The organism is Pelatocladus sp., from assembly GCF_059505505.1.
Genome location: NZ_JCACKS010000203.1, coordinates 1 through 20,393 on the forward strand (window position 1 = coordinate 1; position 20,393 = coordinate 20,393).

Below are 20,393 nucleotides of genomic sequence, written 5' to 3' on the forward strand. Positions count from 1 at the left end.
TACCCCTTCGCCCCTAATCCCCACTCCCTTGGGGGGAGTGGGGGCCCCGAGTTCCTCAGAGGAGACCCCTACCTTCCCCAATCCCCAATTCACACCCCCACCACCCACACCCTATTACCTTTCATCCTCACAACAACAACGCGATCGCCTTGAAAAAATTCTTGAGTTTCATCGGTGAGGGCGACAAAATCTACTAGGGAACCTTTGAGATTGACGCGGATTTTTCCTGGACTATTGTGATTGAGAGGAATTTCCACAGTTCCGTAAGAACCGACGATATTATCCATGCGTACGAAACTGTCTATTGCGAGGCGTCGGCGTTGTAAAAAAATCAGTAAAACGATGAACGCACCAACTAAAACTCCCAGGGCGACTGTAATACCAGCAATTACCAAAATTGAATTCTTCATAAATATTCCAATTTAACCGCCACAGCCACCACATCCACCACCACATCCACCACCGCAACCACTCCCACATCCACCACCACATCCACCACCATCACCACTACTGCTGCTAGTGCTTGGCGGTGTGAAGACTTGTTTTAAATCTGCTAAAGAACCTATTAAGACTGCACTACCAAATAAAGCAAAAGAAAATGCAATGTTAGATGAATTGGAATAGGATAAGCGATAGTAATTGAGGGTGCGATCGCCAAAGCGAGTGCGGCGTGGTTTAGTCAATAGCAAGAAGGCAAAAATAGCCGTCAAAATGCACATTACTATTAAGAAACCTACAGGTTTACCGCGTGAAACTCCCACAAATATTTTGCTTATTCCCAACAACAATAATGCTAGAACGGGTATTGCAGTTGCAATTTGAATCATCCTCGCTTGGCGATCGCTAATTAATAAACCTTGGTTTTCTAAGTTTCGCTTAATTGAATTTGTTGCTGATACTAATCTTGCACGGATACTTTCAATCGGAGCATCATTGATACCACTAATGCTTTCCTTAATCATTGCTTCTGTTATTGATTTTTCCAAAGGGTGACTATTGGCAGATGGAGCATTTTCTAAATGTAAAGTCCGGCTTGTTGCTGATACTTTGATAACTTTGTCTTGAACAAGTTTGGCGATCGCAGCATCTACGGCTCGATATGCACCACCATTCAAATATGCTAATTCATAAGCATCTAAAGAGGTAGATTCACTCAGAGAATGATTAACAGATGTACTTAAAAACCAACGTAAAGTTCTAGCAATCACCAAAGTAACACTTGCCAGCAAAAAATAAAACCAGAGAAACTCATATCCATTTAACTTCAATGGATTATTAATCGAAGCTGCTAACAAAGGCTCATTATTTGCTACTATTAATCCCAAAGAAAATGGCATCAGTAAAACTGGTGATATATTTCCTATAGGACGTAGTGTAAAACAAGCTAAATTTATCTTTGGAAACTGGAATAATTCTTTAGGCAAAATCCAATTTTCATGAGTATTCACCCGCACAAAATTAGTATTACGATCAAAACGAATATGCGGTGCTAACCAAATATCTGCTGGTGGAGTTTGCCCAAAAAAATGCTCGTAACTTGCCAAAGTTTGAATATACAAATCTTGGAATTTATGATGTTCAACACTACCACCACGAGTCGGATTGTGATGCAGTGGTGTTTGTAAAACTTTTGAACAAAACTCGTCCCAATAAGAATGTGTATAAGTTAAGTGGAGATGCCAAACTTGATCTACTTGTTCTGATGGCGTTACCGTATGTTCCGCAACAACCGATAAAAAAGCAAACTTTTTATACTCCTCAATTGCCCGTTTGGTATATTCAGCACTCCAACCATTTTCTTTCGCTAGCTTGTTGCTGAAAGGATAAACAGCATCCTTTTCGTCTAAAGAAAACTCTTGAATACGTGTATATAATTCTGCTTGTTGAAGATTCATCATTTTCCTATCATCCACTATTCACAGAACTCTCCCAATCGGCGCCTTGGTTCTATAAGTTCTTCAGTTGGAACAGGAAAAGTTTATTGCTGTGTTTACATAAATTTACAATTTAGCAACAGTTTTCTTCTTATACCATTTCCATATGAAGATGCATAGAAAGAACCCCACCGCCTTCGGCACCTCCCCTTACCAAGGGGAGGTTGGGAGGGGTTAAAATAATGTGCAGCTTCATATTTAATTGGTATTACCTATCTACTCTCCGGAGTTAAACATCATTGAGATATTGTGGCGTTTTATTAAATATCACTGGCTGCAAATAGATGCATATGGCACATGAAGAATAAAACAAGTTTAATTTGATAACTGATATGTTTCCCCACTCTCCCTTGTCCCCGATTCCCGATCACTTTAACAGATTTTAATTTATTTTTACAATCTGTAAATATAGCTCTATTGCCTTCCCCATCGTGCTGTATTGCATAATACTAAAGACTTGATACTTAAAAAATATTAATAGAAATTCTCATCAAATAGCTTTATTGTAACGTTTTAGTGGCTTTTGTAGCCGTTCTTAACGGGTTGCAGAAGTCCCCATCCTACGTGTCGTTTCCTTCTCAGGTTTAAAGACGCTGAGTTTCCCACATACCGAGCATTTTTATGAGCAGTAATTTAGCAACTAAATTGCGTGTAGGCACAAAAAAAGCCCACACGATGGCAGAAAATGTTGGTTTTGTCAAGTGTTTTTTAAAAGGAGTAGTTGAGAAAAACTCTTACCGTAAGCTGGTTGCCAACCTCTACTTCGTGTATTCGGCGATGGAAGAGGAAATGGAAAAGCACAAAAATCACCCCATTGTTTCTAAGATTAACTTTCTAGAGCTATACAGACAACACAGCTTAGAAACAGACCTAACTTATTACTACGGTACTAACTGGCCAGAGCAAATCCAATTATCCCCTGCTGGAGAAGCATACGTCCAGCGCATCCGGGAAATCTCTGAAAAAGAACCAGAATTGTTAGTAGCCCATTCTTACACTCGCTACCTGGGTGACTTGTCTGGGGGACAAATTCTCAAAGGAATTGCCCAAACAGCAATGAATCTAAATAGTGATGGTGTCGCCTTCTATGAATTTGCAGATATTGATGACGAAAAAGCATTCAAAAACAAATATCGTCAAGCCTTAGACGAACTCCCAATTGATGAAGCCACAGCCGATCGCATTGTTGAAGAAGCAAACGATGCTTTTGGTATGAACATGAAGATGTTCAACGAATTAGAAGGTAATTTAATTAAGGCGATCGGGCAAATGCTTTACAACACCCTAACCCGTCGTCGGACTCGTGGTAGTACTGAAACCGGACTCGCCACAGCCGAGTAAAAGCTGTAATAATTTTGGATTTTGGATTTTTACAAACAATAATTTAGTTGCCAGTCTAAAACCAAATGATACTAAATCTTGAATAAAAGATCTTAGGGGTAGTAGCCTTGAGATTACCTGTACCAGTTATAGGTAAGCGCAAGGAGACTACCCCTAAAACAATTCAAAATACCTACATGCCTGTCGCTACGCGTCTACAAAATTCACGCATTGCGAGAACAATAGTAGAATTTCAGCTTAAAATAACAGAGGTTAATTTCCACATCAAACTAACTTCAGTACCTAGTAACATAATATAGTTACCAGTTAAATACTGACAATTACTTATTTTTAAGACTACAAAAGATTATTTTCAGCATGGCTAAAAAAATTCCTGTCACCGTCATCACCGGGTTTTTGGGAAGTGGTAAAACTACTTTGATTCGCCACTTATTACAAAATAATCAAGGACGACGGATTGCGGTTCTAGTCAATGAATTTGGTGAACTTGGTATTGATGGCGAACTCTTGAAATCCTGCCAAATTTGTCCAGAAGATAGTGAGAGTGAAGATAATATTTTTGAATTAACCAATGGTTGCTTATGTTGTACAGTGCAGGAAGAATTTTTGCCGACAATGCAACAATTACTCAAGCGACGCGATCGCATTGATTGCATTTTGATCGAAACCTCTGGTTTAGCATTACCAAAACCATTAGTAAAAGCATTTCGCTGGCCAGAAATTCGTTCTGGTGCGACAGTTGATGCTGTGATTACCGTCGTAGATTGTGCAGCAGTTGCAGGTGGAACCTTTGCGAGTAACCCAGAAGCAGTAGAAGCGCAAAGACAAGCAGATGATAGCTTAGAACACGAAACACCCTTACAAGAATTATTTGAAGATCAACTTGCTTGTGCAGATTTAGTGATTCTCAATAAAACTGATTTAATCGACGCAGAAACAAAAACACAAGTCGAAGATTTAGTCAAACAAGAATTACCCAGAGTCGTCAAGATAGTAGAAAGTGATCAAGGTAAACTTGACCCATCTATATTATTAGGATTTCAAGCCGCAGTTGAAGAAAACTTAGATACTCGTCCCAGTCACCACGACACTGAAGAAGATCACGATCACGACGAAGAAATCACATCAACTCACTTAATTTTAGACCGTGATTTTGACCCGCAAATACTGCAAAAACAATTACAAAACCTTACCCAACAACAAGAAATTTATCGCATCAAAGGCTTTGTTGCAGTACCCAACAAGCCCATGCGTTTAGTTATGCAAGGCGTGGGAAACCGTTTTGAACAATTTTACGATCGCCCTTGGCAATTAGATGAACCAAAGCAAACACGGCTAGTTTTTATTGGTCGCAAACTCAATCGAACTGAAATTGCAGCGCAGTTAGAAGCGAGTTTATGTTAGTAGTATGGTAGATTATGGTTTAACAGGTAAAGTTGCTCTAGTAACAGGAGTTAGTAGACACATCGGAATCGGTGCTGCGATCGCTCATTTTTTGGCAAAAGCTGGGGCTGATGTGTTTACAACGTACTACAGACCATTTGACGAGTTGATGCCTTGGGGTAGTAAATCCACTGAAGCAGAAGAAATTATTGAATCACTGAAATTGCTAGGTGTGAAGTCAGAAGGCTTTGAGGCGAACTTGGCTGAACCTCACATACCTAAGCAAATATTTGATCAAGTCGAGAAATCTTTTGGTTTTGTGGATATTCTGGTGAACAACGCCGCCCATGATCAACAGGTAGATATCTACTCACTATCAGCCGATTTACTTGATGCTCATTATGCCGTAAATGTGAGAGGCACTACGCTGTTATGTGCTGAATTTGCCAAACGCCATGATGGAAGACCAAGGGGAAGAATCATTAATCTTACTTCTGGTCAAAGTCTCGGACCCATGCCTGAAAATTTACCATATGCTATTACCAAAGGCGGAATAGAAGCACTTACCATAAGCCTCAGCGCTAATCTTGCCAAAAAAGGAATTACTGTCAATGCAGTCGATCCAGGCCCGACAAACACGGGTTGGATGAGTGATGAACTTTTTTCAGAACTTGAGATAAAAGCACTCTTTGATCGTGTTGGTACACCAGAAGATGCTGCACGTATAGTGTTATTTCTTGCTTCATCACAAGCCCAGTGGATTACAGGACAGATTATTCGTTCCAGAGGTGGACAGTAGCTTTTCACTACCGAATGTTTACCTGAATTAAAAAGGGTGTAGGGGTGTAAAAAGAGTGATATTCTTATTCACCCCAGTATACGCAGTTCATGACGACTAAATTTTGTAATAAATTATGATAAGTAATCAACTGTTTAATATTGCTAATCTTTACGTATTGCCATTTTGGCTAGTAATGATTTTCTTGCCTAACTGGAAAATTACCAAACGGGTAATGGAATCATATATTCCTTTTGTGCCGTTAGCATTAGCTTATATATATTTATTTGTCAGCAGCATTACACCAGAAAATGCCCAAGCATTATCGAATCCTCAATTAGCTGATATTGCCAAATTTTTTGCTGATGAAAAAGCAGCTGCAACAGGTTGGATTCATTTTTTAGCCATGGATTTGTTTGTCGGTCGTTATATTTATTTACAAGGACAAAAAACAGGAGTTTGGACAATTCATTCTCTAGCCCTATGTTTTTTTGCTGGACCAATGGGATTGCTTTCTCACATTTTGACTTATTGGGTAACGAAGAAATTTTTTCCAAAATCAGACAATGAGACAACAACAGTAGGAGAAAATACTATTTCATTAACTGATAACTGATAACTGATTAATGTGCCACAGCACCACCAGTCGGCTTGATTTTCTTGAAAAAAATAATTGCGATTCCACTCAGTAATAAAGAAATACCAATAAAGTAAAAACAATCATTAAACGCCATAACAAAAGCCTCACGACGAACTACATTATCAATAGCTTTAATCGCTTGGTCTTGGGCTGTACTTAAATCTGCACCTCGACTAATAAAATATTGGGTTAATTGATTAATTCGTTCTTGAGTTGCTTGGCTATATAAAGATACTGATTCTCCCAATCGATTAGAGTGAAATTGTTCTCGATTAGTTAATAAAGTCGCTAGAGATGCTATACCAATAGAACCACCCAAGTTACGCATCATATTAAACAAACCACTACCTGAACCAGCTTCTTGCGGACTCAAACCAGCAGTAGCAATAGAAGAAAGTGGAACCATAATTAAAGGTTGTCCCATCGCCCTCACAAGTTGTGACCATCGCAATTGATCTAGTCCAGTTTGAGAGGTCATATTAGAATTCATAAAAACACTGATAGAAAATAAAGTCACTCCCACTGCAACCATGAATCGTACATCTATTTTTTGCATAATTTTGGGAATCAAAGGAATAATAAATAATTGTGGTATTCCTGCCCACATCAATACTTCACCAATTTGCAATGGATTATATTGTTGAATTTGGGCTAAGTATAGCGGCAATATATAAATTGAACCATACAAACCGATTCCCAAGGCAACATTGACAATACTAGCTAAACCAAAGTTACGTCTTTTCAAAAGTCGCAAATTAATAAATGGCTGTCTACGAGTTAATTCAATCCAGAAAAATAACGCCAAAAAGATTGCTGCAATGATACTTAAACGCACAATAAATTCTGAACTAAACCAATCTTTGCGGCTACCTTCTTCTAAGACAATTTGTAGGGAACCTAAACCAATTGCCATGCTAATGATTCCCCACCAATCACCTTGTTTTAGTAAATTAACTTGAGGTCTATCTTGCCTGATTCCATACCAAACCCCAGCCAACATTAACAAACCAGGAATTATGTTGAGATAAAAGCTATATTCCCAACTAAAGTTTTCTGTTAACCAACCTCCTAATGTCGGACCAATTGAAGGTGCAAAAACAGCAGTCAAACCAAATGCAGCTAACCCCACTGATTGCTTAGAGGGAGGTAAACTTGTCAATACAACCGTCATCGCAATCGGAATTAAAACCCCTCCTGTAAAACCTTGGGCGGCGCGGAAAACAATCATAGACATGAGATTCCACGACCAAGCACAACATATAGAAAAAAAGATAAATAAGATAGTATTAACTAACAAATAGCGTTTGAGAGTAAATACTCGCGATAGCCATCCTGTTAAGGGAATAACAACAATTTCTGCTACTAGATAAGCAGTAGAAATCCATGAACCTTCTTCTAAGGTAGCACCCAAACTAGCTTGGATTTGTTGTAGTGAAGCATTGGTAATTTGAATATCTAGTACCGCCATGAATGCACCAAGCATACTAGCTAAAACACCAATCCAAGTTCTTAGCGGTATTTGGTCGGAGGAAGATTGAATAACTGCGTTTTGTTTAGCCACAGTAGTACTCCGAATAATAAATGTTTAAGAGTTCTAAAATATTAGATTATCTAGAATTGGGGCAAAAGGGAAGTATTTTAAGTTCTCTCTTGAAAAAAGATTTAAGTAAGTCGGCACAAATAAAGCTAACTAGTTGGGATCGTTATTTTTCATACTCTACCTTGAAGCCGAAGAAGGCACGTCTATGTCATTGGTTATTGGTAAGGCTTTTAGGCATGTTTACTCTTCGTAACTCAGTTATGTTTATTCCTGCCGACTTACTTAACTTAAGTTCAATCTTTTCAGCTTCTGCACGTCTAAAAATCTAATGTATTTTAGCAGGTAGAATTCCTCTTTCTACATAAATAGGACGTATCAATTGCCTTAAATTAGGTAGCTGTCTGGAAAAATATATAGAACCTAAAATACAAACTACTCCATCAAAAATTAAAGTATTAGTAGCACCAATACTATCAGCTAAAGCCCCTCCCAATAGATTACCAAAGGGGATAGTACCCAAAAAAGCCATTGTCAATAAACTCATAACTCGCCCACGTTTTTCATCTTCAACAATTGTTTGTAAAACTGTATTACCAGCAGCAATTTGAAAAATTGTTCCCAAGCCAACAAATAACATTGTGAATAATGAAAGTGGTAATAAACGTGATAAGGAAAAAGCTATTAATCCCATTCCTAAAATTGCTGGTCCTACAACAATTAATTTCCCAAGTCCCAAGATAGTTTTACGTGATGCCAAATAAATTCCACCAGATAATGCTCCGACACCAGAAGCAGCCATCAAAAATCCCAGTGTTTCTGCATTACCTTGTAATATTTTTTCGGCAAAAACTGGAACGAGAACAGTATACTGGAATCCAAAAAAGCTAACTATGGCTGAGAGCAACAATATTGCCCGAATAGGTGGAAAACCAAAAGCATATAAAAATCCCTCTTTTATTTGTTGTAAGGGATTACTCATACTAGCTACAGTTTTTTGAGGCTTAATTCTCATTGCTAATAAAGCCATGATTACGGCAATGTAACTAATACCATCAATTAAAAAACAATAAGCTACGCCCACACCCGCAACTAACAAACCACCAATCGCAGGGCCAATTAAGCGCGCCCCATTAAACATTGTGGAATTAATCGCGATCGCATTCGCTAAATCTTCTTTATGTTCTACCAAATCCACCACGAATGCTTGCCGTGCAGGTGAATCAAAAGCACTAATAATTCCTTGGAACAAACTTAAAACAATAATATGCCAAATATGAATCACACCAGTTAGTGCCAATATCGCTAAGATCAATGACTGAATCATTGCCAATACTTGGGTACCAATTAAGGTGCGATAACGAGAAAAACGATCTACAAATACGCCACCAAACGGAGCAAGAAGAAAGCTAGGAATTTGACTGCTAAATCCCACCAGCCCCAGCATCAAAGGCGATTGAGTTAAGCTATAAACCAGCCAAATTGTAGCAGTTTGTGTCATCCATGTTCCAATCAAAGAGATACCTTGTCCAATAAAAAACAAACGGTAATTTCTCGATCTTAAGGCTGGTAATAGCACCTGTTCTTGGGCTTGTGTTTTCATGCTGGTTAATGGTAATCAGTCAACAGATTTACCTAATTGACAATAATGAAAATATTTCACTTTCACCCCTCTCTATTGACGTAAACGGAAGTAGTCGTCAGGTGGAAGTTGGTGATTGGGGATCGGGGATTGGGGATTGGGGAAAAGGGAAGGCGGACAACTAATGACAAATGACAAATAACTAACTTACTTAACTTTGACGCTCACTTCCGCAGACATGCCTGGTACAATCTGTGATTCATAGCCCTTGATGCTGTTTTGATCAAAAACGATTTTGACCGGGACACGCTGTACAATTTTGGTAAAGTTGCCTGTGGCGTTATCTGGTGGCAATAGGGCAAATTGAGCGCCGGAAGCTGGAGAAATACTGTCAACATGACCCTCAAAAGTATGATGAGGTAAGGCATCCAGTTTTATTTCTACTGGTTCTCCTGGTTTCATGTTTTCAAGTTGGGTTTCTTTGAAGTTAGCAACAAGCCAGTTCTCGTTATCAACGATCGCCATTAATGGTGTTCCCGTTTGTACTCTGTTACCAACTTCCACATTTTTCTTACCTACCCGTCCACTACTGGGGGCGGTAATGTTGGTGTAGGATAGCTGCAATTGAGCATCGTTGAGAGAAGCTTGTGCTTGAGTGATCGCTGCTTTCGCTGCGTCATACTGACTGCGTTTTACGGCTGTGTCTTGCTTAGTAGCCGTGGCTTGTTGTAATCCTCCTTGGGATGCTGCGAGTTTAGCTTGGGCGCTAGCAACTCCTTCTTGGGCTTGTGCTAGTTGGGACTGCGCTTTGGCAACTCCTTGTTTAGCAGCAGCTAGTTGTGCTTGGGCTTGTTGAACTCCCTGAACGGCAGCATTTTTTTGTGCTTGTGCTACACTATAAGCGGCTTTGGCTGTATCCAATTGCTGACGAGCGATCGCACCTTGTTGATATAAAGTTTGGTAGCGGTTATAGTCAGCTTGGGCTTTTTGTAAATTCGCCTCGGCTTGTGCTACTTGTGCTTGGGCTGCTGGAACCGCAGCTTCGGCAGAACGAACTTGAGCTTGGGCTGTGGGAATACCTGCTTGCGCCTCTTTTACTGCTGCTTGGGCTGTGGAAATTGCTGCTAAAGCAGCGTTAACATTTCCTTGCGCTTGATTTGTCTGAGCGCTGCTAGTTTGTGATGTTAAAGCAATATTTGCTTGTGCAGCCTCCGCTTGAGCCTTAGCATTTACTAAGGCTGCTTGTGTCTGCTGGACTTTACTTTGGTAGTCTTGGGAATCAAGCTTTACTAGCAACTGTCCCTGTTTTACCAACTGGTTATCATTTACCAGTACTTGAGCGACAGTTCCTGGAATGCGCGTGCTAACTTGGTGGACATGTCCCGCTACCTGGGCGTTGTCGGTTTCCTGATGAGTAGAAGCATACTCCCACCAGCGAAACCCAAAACCACTAGCCGCAACTGCACCCACACCCAAGGCTACCAAAATTAGCTTGATTGGTTTCTTACGTTTTTGAGGTGAAGAGGGCTGTTGCTTCTCTGCTTCCGGCGCTTCTGGCGTTGCTACTGGCTGGGTACGAGTTTTCAATTCTTCTGTATCTATAACTAATTCTTTTTCCAAGACTGCTGTTTTGCTGTGTCCGTTATTGTTGTTGAGATTAGTAGTGCTTGAACGTTCCATGATTGCCAATTCTCCTGTTCCAGCGCGAAATTATATAAATTATTTAGGACTCGTAATATCGATCTAAAATTAGTTAGGGAATAATTATTTCGTATGCTTACTATTTTTTAAAAAAAAACTGAATGTCACTACACCCAATTGGGTGATATGTGTCTATTCTTCAAGAAAGATAAAGGTTAGTTGTTGGTCAACTATCAATTGTCAAACATCAATCGTTATTCTACCCATCTGCCTTGTTCCCAATTCCCAATCTTACGACAAATTCGCGATCGCCTGATTGATCATGCGGGCAAATTGTTCGCGTTCAGCATGGGAAATACCTTGCAAAGCTTGCTCACGCACTTCTACAGCCAGTTCAGGTAGAATAGCTTCTAGTTCTTTGCCAGCATCAGTTAACCAAATTCGCCAAATGCGGCGATCGCGACAATCTCGTTCTCGGCGAACTAAGCCACGCTCTTCCATCCGATCTAGTACCCCAGTTAATGTACCTCCGACTTGTTTGAGCCTTTCGCCAATAGTGGAAGTAGGTAAACCGTTTTCCTCCCATAAACAACATAAAATTACCCAATGAAAGGGAGTCAAACCATAGGGTTCCAGACGTTCTGTAAATTTGCGATACAGGAGTTGAGATAGCAATTTGATTCGATAGCCAAGATTGTATGGCGCTCTAGTTTGCTGCCACGACTCCAAAGCTACAGAATTTTCAGATGTAGAAACCATTTCAGGAAATACTTAGCGTGCGTACTATTATCATAGCACTGATTATGGAAAAGCTGCAAAATGATCGCATTCCGATAAGAAGTCGGAATCTGGCTGTCTCAATTTATCTTGAAAGCAATCTTGCGTTTAATGCTTTGGTAATGCGATCGCTCGTTTCTTCAAGATGAGCGAGTGTGTAAATATCAAGGTTTTCATTTTGGTACTTCAAGCTAGTATCAATGGCTTGGCGTAGTTGGCGCAATTCAAACCAAGCTAGTGTCCGTCCATCTTCTGGGACATCTGTATTACGCAACACCATATCGAGCAAAATATTTAGGTATTCTCGCTGCAAGGAACGACGGATACTAGAAATTGGTTTTGCTTTTCTAGCATCTACAACTTCTGTCCAAATGTCTTTTTGCAGAGTGTTGAACAATTCTGGCATGGAAAGTGCTTGTCCGCCAGTTGTTTTGAATTCGATATCCCGGAGATGATTGAGGCGATCGCTATCTAAGAGCGATCTTAATATTACAGCTTGAAAACGTTGAATACGTTCGTGAATTGGATAATCAAGGCGAGATACAGGTATAAAGTTACCCCAGTGTTGCCAGCGTGAAGGTGCTAGCAGATTCAACAATTGTGGCGAAAAACTAAAAGCATCCTCTGCAAATACATACTCTTGCAGTTTTGCTAAGACCTGGCGTTGCTGTTCTAGAGAAACTGCTACAAAACTGGGGCGCATATTTTCATCAGCATGATGACGCCCAAAAGATTGTCCACCTATATATTGAGTCAACAAAAACGCATTACGAAAATAATATTTGAGAATGCTATTAAATAACACCCGCAAGTTACTATAACTTTCTCCTTTCAACGGGTAACGCTGATCAAGACGTTGCCACATAGCGCGAGCATTATCCATTTGCCATTGGGAATAAACTAGCACATCACTACTCATATCCCAGACATTTGCCAGAGGATTGATATCCCAGATATCTTCATCTGTAGCGTAAGATAATTCTGGTTGCGGGGACGCCAAAGCAATCTGTTCCAAAAAATCTTTTTCAGCTTCGGGAATTACTGGTTCTGCCGTAAAATCTGGGTGAGGTTTGTAACCATACACAATTGCCCATTCATCATAAGGACCAATAATTGTGGGAAAATAGTCGCCTTGCTGTATTCCTGGAGGTGCTATATTCACAGGCAAATAATCCATCACAGAACCTGCCAAACCTTTGGTGTGAGTGATTTCTGTATTATTTAATTCCTGGGGTGCTAACATAGTGCTGCCGTGAAAATTGTGGCGCAAACCTAGTGTGTGTCCGACTTCGTGAGCAATGAGAGAACGTATATATTGATGCACGTATTCTTTCATCTCATCACTACTTGGTGTAGCGTCTTGCAACAGCGACAACGCCAAGGCCCCCATCGCTGCTTGCGTTGAAGATTCCATCCCATAGCAGAAGTCAGAATCTTGTTGAGAAGTCAACAATCCAGTATTCACAGTCCAAGGTAAATTATGATCAGTGCATTCAGCAACTGGACTGACTTTGCTATTTTGCAATCCCAGATTCGCAATTTTGAACCCTTGACCATTGACCCCTGATTCCATCAAAGCACGATATTCTTGCTGAATTGAGCGCACCATATTGGCATCGACGATAATATCTGCATCTAATATTTCTCCAGTCATGGGGTTGACGCGGGCTGGACCTCTAGCAAAACCTGCATCCAAAGAATTGAACCAGCGAATTGTGTTGTAGCGCACATCTGCTGGATGCCAATCAGCATCATCTGGCATTTGTCGGACTTCAATAGCATTTTGGAATCCTGCTTTGGCAAATGCTTGATTCCACATCAAAACGCCTTCACGCATAGCGTCGCGATACTCCAATGGTACAGCATTTTCAATCCAAAATATTATTGGTTTTTTCGGTGGAGACAAAGGTGCATTAGGATCAGATGGTTCAAGATGCCAACGATTGATATAACGTACAAATGATTCTTTGCTATTATTATGAGAAAAATCCTGGAAAGCAGTAATAAAATATCCGACTCTATCATCAGCAAGTCGGGGAATATACCCATTATTTTCGGGTAGCTGGGAAAAACTGTAGTGTACTTTTAAAGTCAACGCTCTGCTATCAGGTAATGTAACTAAATATGCTCCCTCTGGTGATGAAAAGGTGTAGATAGATTCAATCTCTAAGTTGTAAGGAAAGCTGTCAAGATCGCCAAAATATGATCTATTTTTTTCCAGGTGATAATCAGCCCGTAAATAATATTTTAATAAGGAGGTTAATCCCGGGAAATCCTGCATCAGCAGGTCATTAAGGTCAACAAGAATATTTTTACTATATGGATCGATACTGTCAATTTCGAGGGCATAAAGAACTGAGTCGCTAAATGAACGAGCAAGCGATCGCAATTCTGGTTCATCTTGTTCTGTGCGAAACTTAACATTACGAACAACAAAATGCAAATAATTGTTTACTCGCCGAAAGTAAAACAGAAAATCTTGCAGAGGTAGTCCACTATAAATCCCACTTTCCCCAATGCCAGATTCTAGTGTTACTGTACAAAGATAATTTTTATTCAGTTGTTCTGGCTTCAATTCTAAATAAATTTTATCGTCTTCCTGACTACGATAAATTGTGAATACTCCCTCTAATTTATTCGTTCCTTTGACTGCCTCACGAAATCGCCACAAATCTTCCTTTCTGTTCTCTTTAAAACTATAATCAGTACTTGCTAATTGTTCAATACCTGACAGTGTATTGAGTTGCTGGACATAAATATTTGCAACTTGATTGGACATAGCATAATTAGTGCCAAATAACAAGTAATAAAATAACAATACATATACTGTTAACTTTGTGATCCAGTTATTCATTTTTTGGCTACCTTATGAAGCGCTTTTCCTCTTTACAAGGGAGCATCCCAATTTTTTTCAACATCCCGCTAAGAGTTTAAATTTTTAGCCAATAGCACAAATCGTCTTTATACGACTCTAATAAATCAAACAGTCTGCTTCAGCTGACTTGAGCCGATACACTGCAATTTCAATCGCAGGCGGATTTTTTGGGCCGATTTTTTTAACATTTGAGATGCTCTCCTTACAAGCCGCTTGAATAATAAAATAGGTATTTTTTATCTTTCATGTAGTCCTGTTTTTACTGAATTACTGGGAAATTATTTAATTAACTATTAATTTCTTCCTGTATTCAAACAATTATTTCATCTAGGATTAAATTATTAAGTAAATCTCAACATCTTAAAATATGCATAAGCGTAGACAGATATAGCGATGTCTACGCTCACTCGATTATGAAAAGCAATAAGTAATGAATCTAATTTCATGTCATCCTACCAACCAAAAAATAGGTAGTGAACTGTAGATATGCGTGGGATCATTAATCCTAAATTCTACGTTAACCACAATAAATGTCTGTGGCGAATGTTACAGCATCATTTTCAACATGAGAGTATGATCTGTTTTTCGATTTCGGCAGAAAAACGTTTTTTTGCTAACTCCCTTTAAGAAAGTAAACCCAATAGCTTGCCGTTGGCATGAGTCAAATGGATGAGATTTTGACGAGTATTACATACAGTCAATACCAAAGCGATATTTCTGGTTAACCTCCATCAATTAGAATAGATAAAGCTTGACGAGCATGTTTTGCTCCTGCTGGAGTTCCTTCAATTGTTGCCATCAGACTAGCACCACCAATTAATAGCAAGTACTGCTGAGAGAATGCTTCTGGATTACGAATTTGAGCTTCGATTGCTAGTTTCATTATGTGAGTGCGGATCGCCTTACGTAACGATACAGAAACATGATGAGCTGGATGATTTGCATCAGCAATTTCCAGAACTGCATTAATGAATGGACACCCGCGAAAATCTGGTTGAGCATACCACTCTCCTAGCACATCAAAGGTTGCGAGTAGTTTTTCTTTAGCTGTTTTTCCTCGCTCCTCAACAGACTTTTGAAACCACTGTAACCACTGCTTTTTGCGATAGCGCATCACCTCCAAAATGAGTTGATCTTTTGAAGGAAAATACTTATAAAACGTCCGTTTTGCAACGTCGGAAGCAGCTATTACCTCATTAATTCCGACGTGCTGAATCCCCTTTTGATAGAAAAGCTCCGAAGCAGTTTCTAGAATGCGATCGTAGATTTGGTTAGTTTCTGGTGCCATAGATAGATCATTAAGTAGACAAACTTGTCTACTTAGGATATTCTACTAAAAGTAGACAAGTTTGTCTACAAAGCGAGCGACAAGTGTGTAATTAGCATTTTTGACAGGGTTTTTACCCTTCGACAGGCAATGTCGATAATACCAATACCTTAAAAAATACAACACAATGGAATTCACCATTTATACTCTTGAAACAGCACCAAAAGCATCTCAAGAAGCTCTGCGCCACGCCAAAAAAACATTTGGCTTCATTCCCAACTTAGAGGGTATCTGCGCTGAAGCTCCTGCACTTTTGCAGGGTGGTATGGCTTTATGGGATCTTTTCAGCACAACTAGCTTTAGCCCAATTGAACAGCAAGTAGTCTACCTGACAGCAAATTATGAAAATAATTGTCACTATTGTATGGCAGCACACTCAGGCTTGGCAAAAATGGTTGGCATGTCCATCAAGGATATAGATACCATGCGAAATGGTGAACTCCTGCAAGATCCAAAACTCCAGTCACTCCGGGAATTTACCCAGCGAATGGTGCAAACTCGTGGTTGGGTATCTGACGAAGAAATCGAGACATTTATGAAGGCTGGTTACACAAAGCAGCAGGTTCTTGAGGTAATTCTAGGTATCGCTGTGAAAGTTATTCACAATTACACCAATCACATTGCTCAAACGCCACTGGATAAAGAGTTTAAGCCTTATGCTTGGTCAAAACCTACCGTGTAGAGAGATGCAACTATATTTTTGACCATCAAGAAATAACTTTAAAAGTTTTTAACTCAAATCTACTAAATTAGCAAAATCCAATTATTTAGTCATCTTGAGATGACTTCTACATATCAGCCTAGAACTAAAGTTCTAGGTATACTTTTAGTTGCCAACGCAAAATATATTAACGATTATCATATTTTAAGTAAAAATTTAAATATTTTTACTTGAAATATGATAGACAGCTAGTAAACAGTATCATTATTATATATGCCTGGTATGATATACCAGGCAAAATACTTAAATTCTATTTGCTATATCGGCAATTAGTAATAAACCTATTAAAAATTCAATACCAGCAGAATTATCAAACAATCGAGCAGAGGATAAAAAAATGAAATTTGGGATAGATAGCGGACATAATTGTCCACCAGATACGGGTGCAAGAGGAATCAAAATAGAGGATAATCTGACTTTGGATGTAGGCAACAGGGTTACATCTAAGTTAAAAGCTTTAGGACATCAAGTTGTAGTATGTAAACCAGACAGAGCCTCTACAGTAGGTGATTCTTTAAGAAAAAGATGCGCTACAGCAAATGCTAATAAAGTAGATCTTTACGTATCTATTCATTTTAATGCCTTTAATCGCCAAGCAAATGGTACGGAAGTATTTGCAGTTAGCGATACAGGCAGAAAATTTGCCAAACCAATATTAGATGAAATTGTAAAATTAGGCTTTTTTAATCGTGGCATTAAAAATGGCAGTCATCTATTTGTCCTCAAAAATACCAATATGGCTGCGATTTTAATAGAATGTTGCTTTATAGATTCACAAAAAGACATGAATCTGTATAATCCAGAGGCAATGGCGAATGCGATCGTCAAAGGTTTAACAGGTCAATCACCTACTACTCCTGTTAATCACGTAGTCGATGAAGAAGAAAATCCAGACACAACTATTAAAAGATTGCAACAAGCTTTAAATAGACTCAAAATTACCGATAAAAATGGTAGATCTTTGTTAGAAGATGGCATAAATGGTGCTGCAACAAAATCAGCAATTGAAAAATTTCAAAGTATTGTTGGTATTCAACAAACGGGAATAGCCGGAGACACTACCTGGAACGGAATTAATCAAATTCTAGCGAAACGAGTTATTAGATTAAATCATGCAGGCGGTGTAGTTATTAGATACTTACAATTCCGCTTAGGTGTGGAAGTTGACGGTGTTTATGGTCCACAAACAGAAGCTGCTATGAAGAGATTTCAGCAGCAAAATGGTTTAACAGCCGATGGAATTATTGGCCCTATTACTTGGCAAAAATTGATTGGTTAGTGCATGTTTGTTGTTGGTTGTTTGTTGGTAAGAATGATCAATAACCAACATTTAACAACCAACAAAGCACACTTGAGGAGAATTTTATGACTTTTAATATTGACTTACTGAAATTACCAGTTCTTAGACTTGGTTCTAATGGAATATATGTGAGTGCTTGGCAAAGTTTTTTAAAAGAAGCTGAATATCCTGTTCAAATTGTTGACGGTGACTTTGGTAAAATAACTGACCAAGCTACTCGTCTTTATCAACAAAGAAATAATTTAGAAGCTGATGGGATTGTTGGTAATGGCACATATAGTAAAGCTGCTAATCAAGGTTTTCTTGCTAAAATACCTAATCTTTCAGCTAGTACATTGCTGAGTTATCTTGGCTTTGGTGATACAGAAGTTAAGGATTTACAAAAGTGTTTGAATCAGGTAGCACAACTCAATCCCCTATTAATAATAGACGGAGATTTTGGTAATACCAGTACCAAAGGATTAGCCGAAGCATATAAAAAAAGAGATGTACGTCTACGTGGTGAATTAGAACAAGCTTTGAGTAATGCAACTAAGCAAAAATTGGGGACAGATTTTACTCAAGCAATGGATATATTTAACGCCTATGCGAAAAAATTAAGATTTCGTCTGAGTGGTTCTCATTGGATTGATTACTTTCCTACAAGTAAGTTAATTGCTGATTTAGCTTCTCCATTTCGTCAAAAGGTAGAAGCATTTCAAAATGCTCTCATTGACGCTGGTTGTCAGGTGATTGTTACTGCTACCCATCGTCCCAAAGAACGTGCCTACTTGATGCATTATTCTGCCAGAATTAATCGCCAAGAAATATCTCCCCAATATATACCAGCAATGAGTGGAGTTGATATTGAGTGGGTGCATTATACGAATGCAGGATCACTACAAGCTGCTAAAGATATGGTAGAAGCTTATGGTGTGGGTGGTAATCCTGTATCTTTAAATTCTCGCCATATTCAAAGATTAGCAATTGACTGGAATGTAACCTGGGATGGCAAGATTAATATTAAGGATAGATACGGGAGAATGATTAGTGTTGGTGAACCGTGTAATGCTGCTTTAAATAAAAATGTATGGAAGGTGGGCGAATCTTACGGTGTATATAAACTAAGTAATGACCCTCCTCATTGGTCAGTGGATGGTTATTAGTAACTAGTTCAAAAATCAAAAGTTAAAACAAGAAAACCCAATAATCTATCAAATTAAAAAATGATGGTGCGTTATGGTTTTAATCTAACGCACCCTACAATATTACTGCACTATTACAAATATTTTTTATTGGGTAGTGACTGGCTCTAACGGTAAAGATTGACCATTTAAAATTGGTCTATGAGTTTTTAAATCAAATTTATATCCGTGTGGCAAAATATGAAGTCTTGCTCCGCAAAATGCTAGAGCTTCATCCTTCAAGATCTCGTCAATATTGTTATGTATCACCTCTGATTCATCTACAATTGTTACAGAGCCTTCTCCAATGACCTCAACTTGGCTGTCAGTAATAATCATTGCGGTATTTTCATCAATACCAAATCCTAGTACAGCAGGTTGTTGCGCCAAAGCTGATATTAACCTTCCTAAACGTCCTCTTTGAGAGAAATGTTGATCAATTACTACGCCAGGTAAAAAACCTAAACCGGGACCCATATCTACAATTTCAATCCGAGGATTTGTTTCAGAATCGCCTTCTACAATCATGACATCTGGCATGACAGCAGCTCCAGCACTTGTCCCTCCCACTACTATACCTTCAGAAAAGCGTTTGTGAATAGTTGCGTCTATTTCAGTATCTTTAAGAATACTAGTAATCCTTGCTTGATCTCCGCCAGTAAAAAATACTCCTGTTGCTTTATTAATTGCTTCCAAAGCAGTAGAAGAAGAAGCATCATCACGGGTTTCTGTATCAATTATGCGAACATCTTCTGCTCCTAGCCGCTCGAATACTCTTATATAATTTTCTCCTACTTCTCTAGGTAGTTCTGTCGCTGCTGTCATAATCACAATTCGCGCTTTAATACCACCAGCACGACGCACAAACTCCCGTAATATTTGACAGTCTCCTTCTTTATCTTCTGCTCCTCCAATAATTACCAACTGCCGTTTAGTTTGGCTTTCTAACATAGCGCCTCCAAGTATGAGTTGATATCAAAAAATGAATCAATAATTACTAATTTTGGTGAAAAATTAATAATTCTTTATATTGAATCAGTCAATAATACTCCCGCACTGGAGAACACGGGAGTACATCGGTTCAAAACTGAGTAATTTGATGATTTAATACAATTTTCTCAGCTATTTTTTGAACAAAAAATCTCACTTACTTGGTTGTTAAACAGCAGATCTACTAGAAAAGTGTGTGCTTCTTCCAATGGTAAATGTCTTGGTTTTCCTTGAAAGACTATTTGATATTCGTTAACATCTGGCCCATCTCCAAAGCCGGAAATTAACTTACGGTGAAAAGCTTCCTCAGCTAGATAGTGAACTTCTTTTCTGAGAGCAGCTTTGGTGACATTCATAATCTGCTGTCTCCTAAGTTTTTTTGATTTTACTTGTTCATTCTATTA

Annotated in this window: 17 protein-coding genes and 1 pseudogene; 8 read left to right on the top strand and 10 right to left on the bottom strand. The window is 38.9% G+C overall.

What is annotated here, in order from left to right; all coding sequences use genetic code 11:
• Window positions 1-89: 89 nt before the first annotated feature.
• Together AC5JMK_RS16030 and AC5JMK_RS16035 are read right to left on the bottom strand one after the other, a co-directional pair.
• Window positions 90-410, bottom strand: coding sequence for an NfeD family protein (locus AC5JMK_RS16030; protein WP_096675266.1), 321 nt, complete (start codon window positions 408-410; stop codon window positions 90-92).
• A gap of 12 nt (window positions 411-422) precedes the next feature.
• The gene (locus AC5JMK_RS16035) at window positions 423-1,898 is read right to left on the bottom strand and encodes a TIGR04222 domain-containing membrane protein (RefSeq protein WP_495910549.1); all 1,476 of its coding nucleotides are present in this window, start codon (window positions 1,896-1,898) and stop codon (window positions 423-425) included.
• A gap of 244 nt (window positions 1,899-2,142) precedes the next feature.
• Here AC5JMK_RS16035 and AC5JMK_RS16040 point away from each other — a divergent pair.
• The 5 genes and pseudogenes from AC5JMK_RS16040 to AC5JMK_RS16060 form a co-directional block, all read left to right on the top strand.
• Window positions 2,143-2,232: pseudogene (locus AC5JMK_RS16040) on the top strand (transposase); the annotation flags it as partial.
• 323 nt (window positions 2,233-2,555) lie between these two features.
• Window positions 2,556-3,275 carry a biliverdin-producing heme oxygenase gene (locus tag AC5JMK_RS16045; protein WP_096675269.1) on the top strand — a complete coding sequence of 240 codons (720 nt, stop codon included), beginning with the start codon at window positions 2,556-2,558 and terminating at the stop codon, window positions 3,273-3,275.
• Window positions 3,276-3,632: 357 nt separating this feature from the next.
• Entirely contained in the window at window positions 3,633-4,679 is a 1,047-nt protein-coding gene (gene cobW / locus AC5JMK_RS16050; RefSeq protein ID WP_096675271.1) for a cobalamin biosynthesis protein CobW, read from the top strand.
• Between the two features lie 4 nt (window positions 4,680-4,683).
• Entirely contained in the window at window positions 4,684-5,457 is a 774-nt protein-coding gene (locus AC5JMK_RS16055; RefSeq protein ID WP_495910550.1) for an SDR family oxidoreductase, read from the top strand.
• Between the two features lie 115 nt (window positions 5,458-5,572).
• Window positions 5,573-6,052, top strand: coding sequence for an ABA4-like family protein (locus AC5JMK_RS16060; RefSeq protein WP_495910551.1), 480 nt, complete (start codon window positions 5,573-5,575; stop codon window positions 6,050-6,052).
• Between the two features lie 7 nt (window positions 6,053-6,059).
• On the opposite strand, the gene AC5JMK_RS16065 is transcribed toward AC5JMK_RS16060, so the two are convergent.
• The 6 genes from AC5JMK_RS16065 to AC5JMK_RS16090 all read right to left on the bottom strand — a co-directional run bounded on the left by AC5JMK_RS16065 (window position 6,060) and on the right by AC5JMK_RS16090 (window position 15,776).
• Window positions 6,060-7,637 carry a DHA2 family efflux MFS transporter permease subunit gene (locus AC5JMK_RS16065; protein ID WP_495910552.1) on the bottom strand — a complete coding sequence of 526 codons (1,578 nt, stop codon included), beginning with the start codon at window positions 7,635-7,637 and terminating at the stop codon, window positions 6,060-6,062.
• Window positions 7,638-7,941: 304 nt separating this feature from the next.
• Window positions 7,942-9,216: an MFS transporter gene (locus AC5JMK_RS16070; protein ID WP_096675275.1), complete on the bottom strand. Its 1,275-nt coding sequence runs from the start codon at window positions 9,214-9,216 to the stop codon at window positions 7,942-7,944.
• Window positions 9,217-9,402: 186 nt separating this feature from the next.
• Window positions 9,403-10,875: an HlyD family secretion protein gene (locus AC5JMK_RS16075; RefSeq protein WP_495910553.1), complete on the bottom strand. Its 1,473-nt coding sequence runs from the start codon at window positions 10,873-10,875 to the stop codon at window positions 9,403-9,405.
• 252 nt (window positions 10,876-11,127) lie between these two features.
• A complete protein-coding gene (locus AC5JMK_RS16080; RefSeq protein WP_096675277.1) occupies window positions 11,128-11,595 on the bottom strand; it encodes a MarR family winged helix-turn-helix transcriptional regulator in 468 nt (155 codons plus the stop codon).
• 103 nt (window positions 11,596-11,698) lie between these two features.
• The gene (locus AC5JMK_RS16085; protein WP_495910554.1) at window positions 11,699-14,467 is read right to left on the bottom strand and encodes a zinc-dependent metalloprotease; all 2,769 of its coding nucleotides are present in this window, start codon (window positions 14,465-14,467) and stop codon (window positions 11,699-11,701) included.
• 742 nt (window positions 14,468-15,209) lie between these two features.
• On the bottom strand, window positions 15,210-15,776 hold the full coding sequence (locus AC5JMK_RS16090) for a TetR/AcrR family transcriptional regulator (RefSeq protein ID WP_096675279.1): 567 nt from the start codon (window positions 15,774-15,776) through the stop codon (window positions 15,210-15,212).
• 166 nt (window positions 15,777-15,942) lie between these two features.
• On the opposite strand from AC5JMK_RS16090, the gene AC5JMK_RS16095 reads away from it, so the two are divergent.
• The 3 genes from AC5JMK_RS16095 to AC5JMK_RS16105 all read left to right on the top strand — a co-directional run bounded on the left by AC5JMK_RS16095 (window position 15,943) and on the right by AC5JMK_RS16105 (window position 18,981).
• A complete protein-coding gene (locus AC5JMK_RS16095; protein ID WP_096675280.1) occupies window positions 15,943-16,497 on the top strand; it encodes a carboxymuconolactone decarboxylase family protein in 555 nt (184 codons plus the stop codon).
• 376 nt (window positions 16,498-16,873) lie between these two features.
• Complete coding sequence (locus AC5JMK_RS16100; RefSeq protein ID WP_096675281.1) at window positions 16,874-17,815, top strand: N-acetylmuramoyl-L-alanine amidase; 942 nt, start codon at window positions 16,874-16,876, stop codon at window positions 17,813-17,815.
• An 86-nt stretch (window positions 17,816-17,901) separates the two neighbouring features.
• Window positions 17,902-18,981 carry a peptidoglycan-binding domain-containing protein gene (locus AC5JMK_RS16105; RefSeq protein WP_096675282.1) on the top strand — a complete coding sequence of 360 codons (1,080 nt, stop codon included), beginning with the start codon at window positions 17,902-17,904 and terminating at the stop codon, window positions 18,979-18,981.
• A gap of 126 nt (window positions 18,982-19,107) precedes the next feature.
• On the opposite strand, the gene AC5JMK_RS16110 is transcribed toward AC5JMK_RS16105, so the two are convergent.
• Window positions 19,108-19,950, bottom strand: coding sequence for a cyanophycinase (locus AC5JMK_RS16110; protein ID WP_096675283.1), 843 nt, complete (start codon window positions 19,948-19,950; stop codon window positions 19,108-19,110).
• A gap of 167 nt (window positions 19,951-20,117) precedes the next feature.
• Window positions 20,118-20,345, bottom strand: coding sequence for a hypothetical protein (locus tag AC5JMK_RS16115; protein WP_096675284.1), 228 nt, complete (start codon window positions 20,343-20,345; stop codon window positions 20,118-20,120).
• Window positions 20,346-20,393: the final 48 nt, after the last annotated feature.

Bases quoted from the DNA above. Each gene is read 5' to 3' on its own strand.
- cobW (WP_096675271.1), top strand. From the start codon at position 3,633: ATGGCTAAAAAAATTCCTGTCACCGTCATCACCGGGTTTTTGGGAAGT.
- AC5JMK_RS16085 (WP_495910554.1), bottom strand. From the start codon at position 14,467: ATGAATAACTGGATCACAAAGTTAACAGTATATGTATTGTTATTTTAT.
- AC5JMK_RS16105 (WP_096675282.1), top strand. From the start codon at position 17,902: ATGACTTTTAATATTGACTTACTGAAATTACCAGTTCTTAGACTTGGT.
- AC5JMK_RS16095 (WP_096675280.1), top strand. From the start codon at position 15,943: ATGGAATTCACCATTTATACTCTTGAAACAGCACCAAAAGCATCTCAA.
- AC5JMK_RS16055 (WP_495910550.1), top strand. From the start codon at position 4,684: ATGGTAGATTATGGTTTAACAGGTAAAGTTGCTCTAGTAACAGGAGTT.
- AC5JMK_RS16060 (WP_495910551.1), top strand. From the start codon at position 5,573: ATGATAAGTAATCAACTGTTTAATATTGCTAATCTTTACGTATTGCCA.
- AC5JMK_RS16090 (WP_096675279.1), bottom strand. From the start codon at position 15,776: ATGGCACCAGAAACTAACCAAATCTACGATCGCATTCTAGAAACTGCT.
- AC5JMK_RS16100 (WP_096675281.1), top strand. From the start codon at position 16,874: ATGAAATTTGGGATAGATAGCGGACATAATTGTCCACCAGATACGGGT.
- AC5JMK_RS16045 (WP_096675269.1), top strand. From the start codon at position 2,556: ATGAGCAGTAATTTAGCAACTAAATTGCGTGTAGGCACAAAAAAAGCC.
- AC5JMK_RS16035 (WP_495910549.1), bottom strand. From the start codon at position 1,898: ATGATGAATCTTCAACAAGCAGAATTATATACACGTATTCAAGAGTTT.
- AC5JMK_RS16070 (WP_096675275.1), bottom strand. From the start codon at position 9,216: ATGAAAACACAAGCCCAAGAACAGGTGCTATTACCAGCCTTAAGATCG.
- AC5JMK_RS16110 (WP_096675283.1), bottom strand. From the start codon at position 19,950: ATGTTAGAAAGCCAAACTAAACGGCAGTTGGTAATTATTGGAGGAGCA.
- AC5JMK_RS16080 (WP_096675277.1), bottom strand. From the start codon at position 11,595: ATGGTTTCTACATCTGAAAATTCTGTAGCTTTGGAGTCGTGGCAGCAA.
- AC5JMK_RS16030 (WP_096675266.1), bottom strand. From the start codon at position 410: ATGAAGAATTCAATTTTGGTAATTGCTGGTATTACAGTCGCCCTGGGA.
- AC5JMK_RS16075 (WP_495910553.1), bottom strand. From the start codon at position 10,875: ATGGAACGTTCAAGCACTACTAATCTCAACAACAATAACGGACACAGC.
- AC5JMK_RS16115 (WP_096675284.1), bottom strand. From the start codon at position 20,345: ATGAATGTCACCAAAGCTGCTCTCAGAAAAGAAGTTCACTATCTAGCT.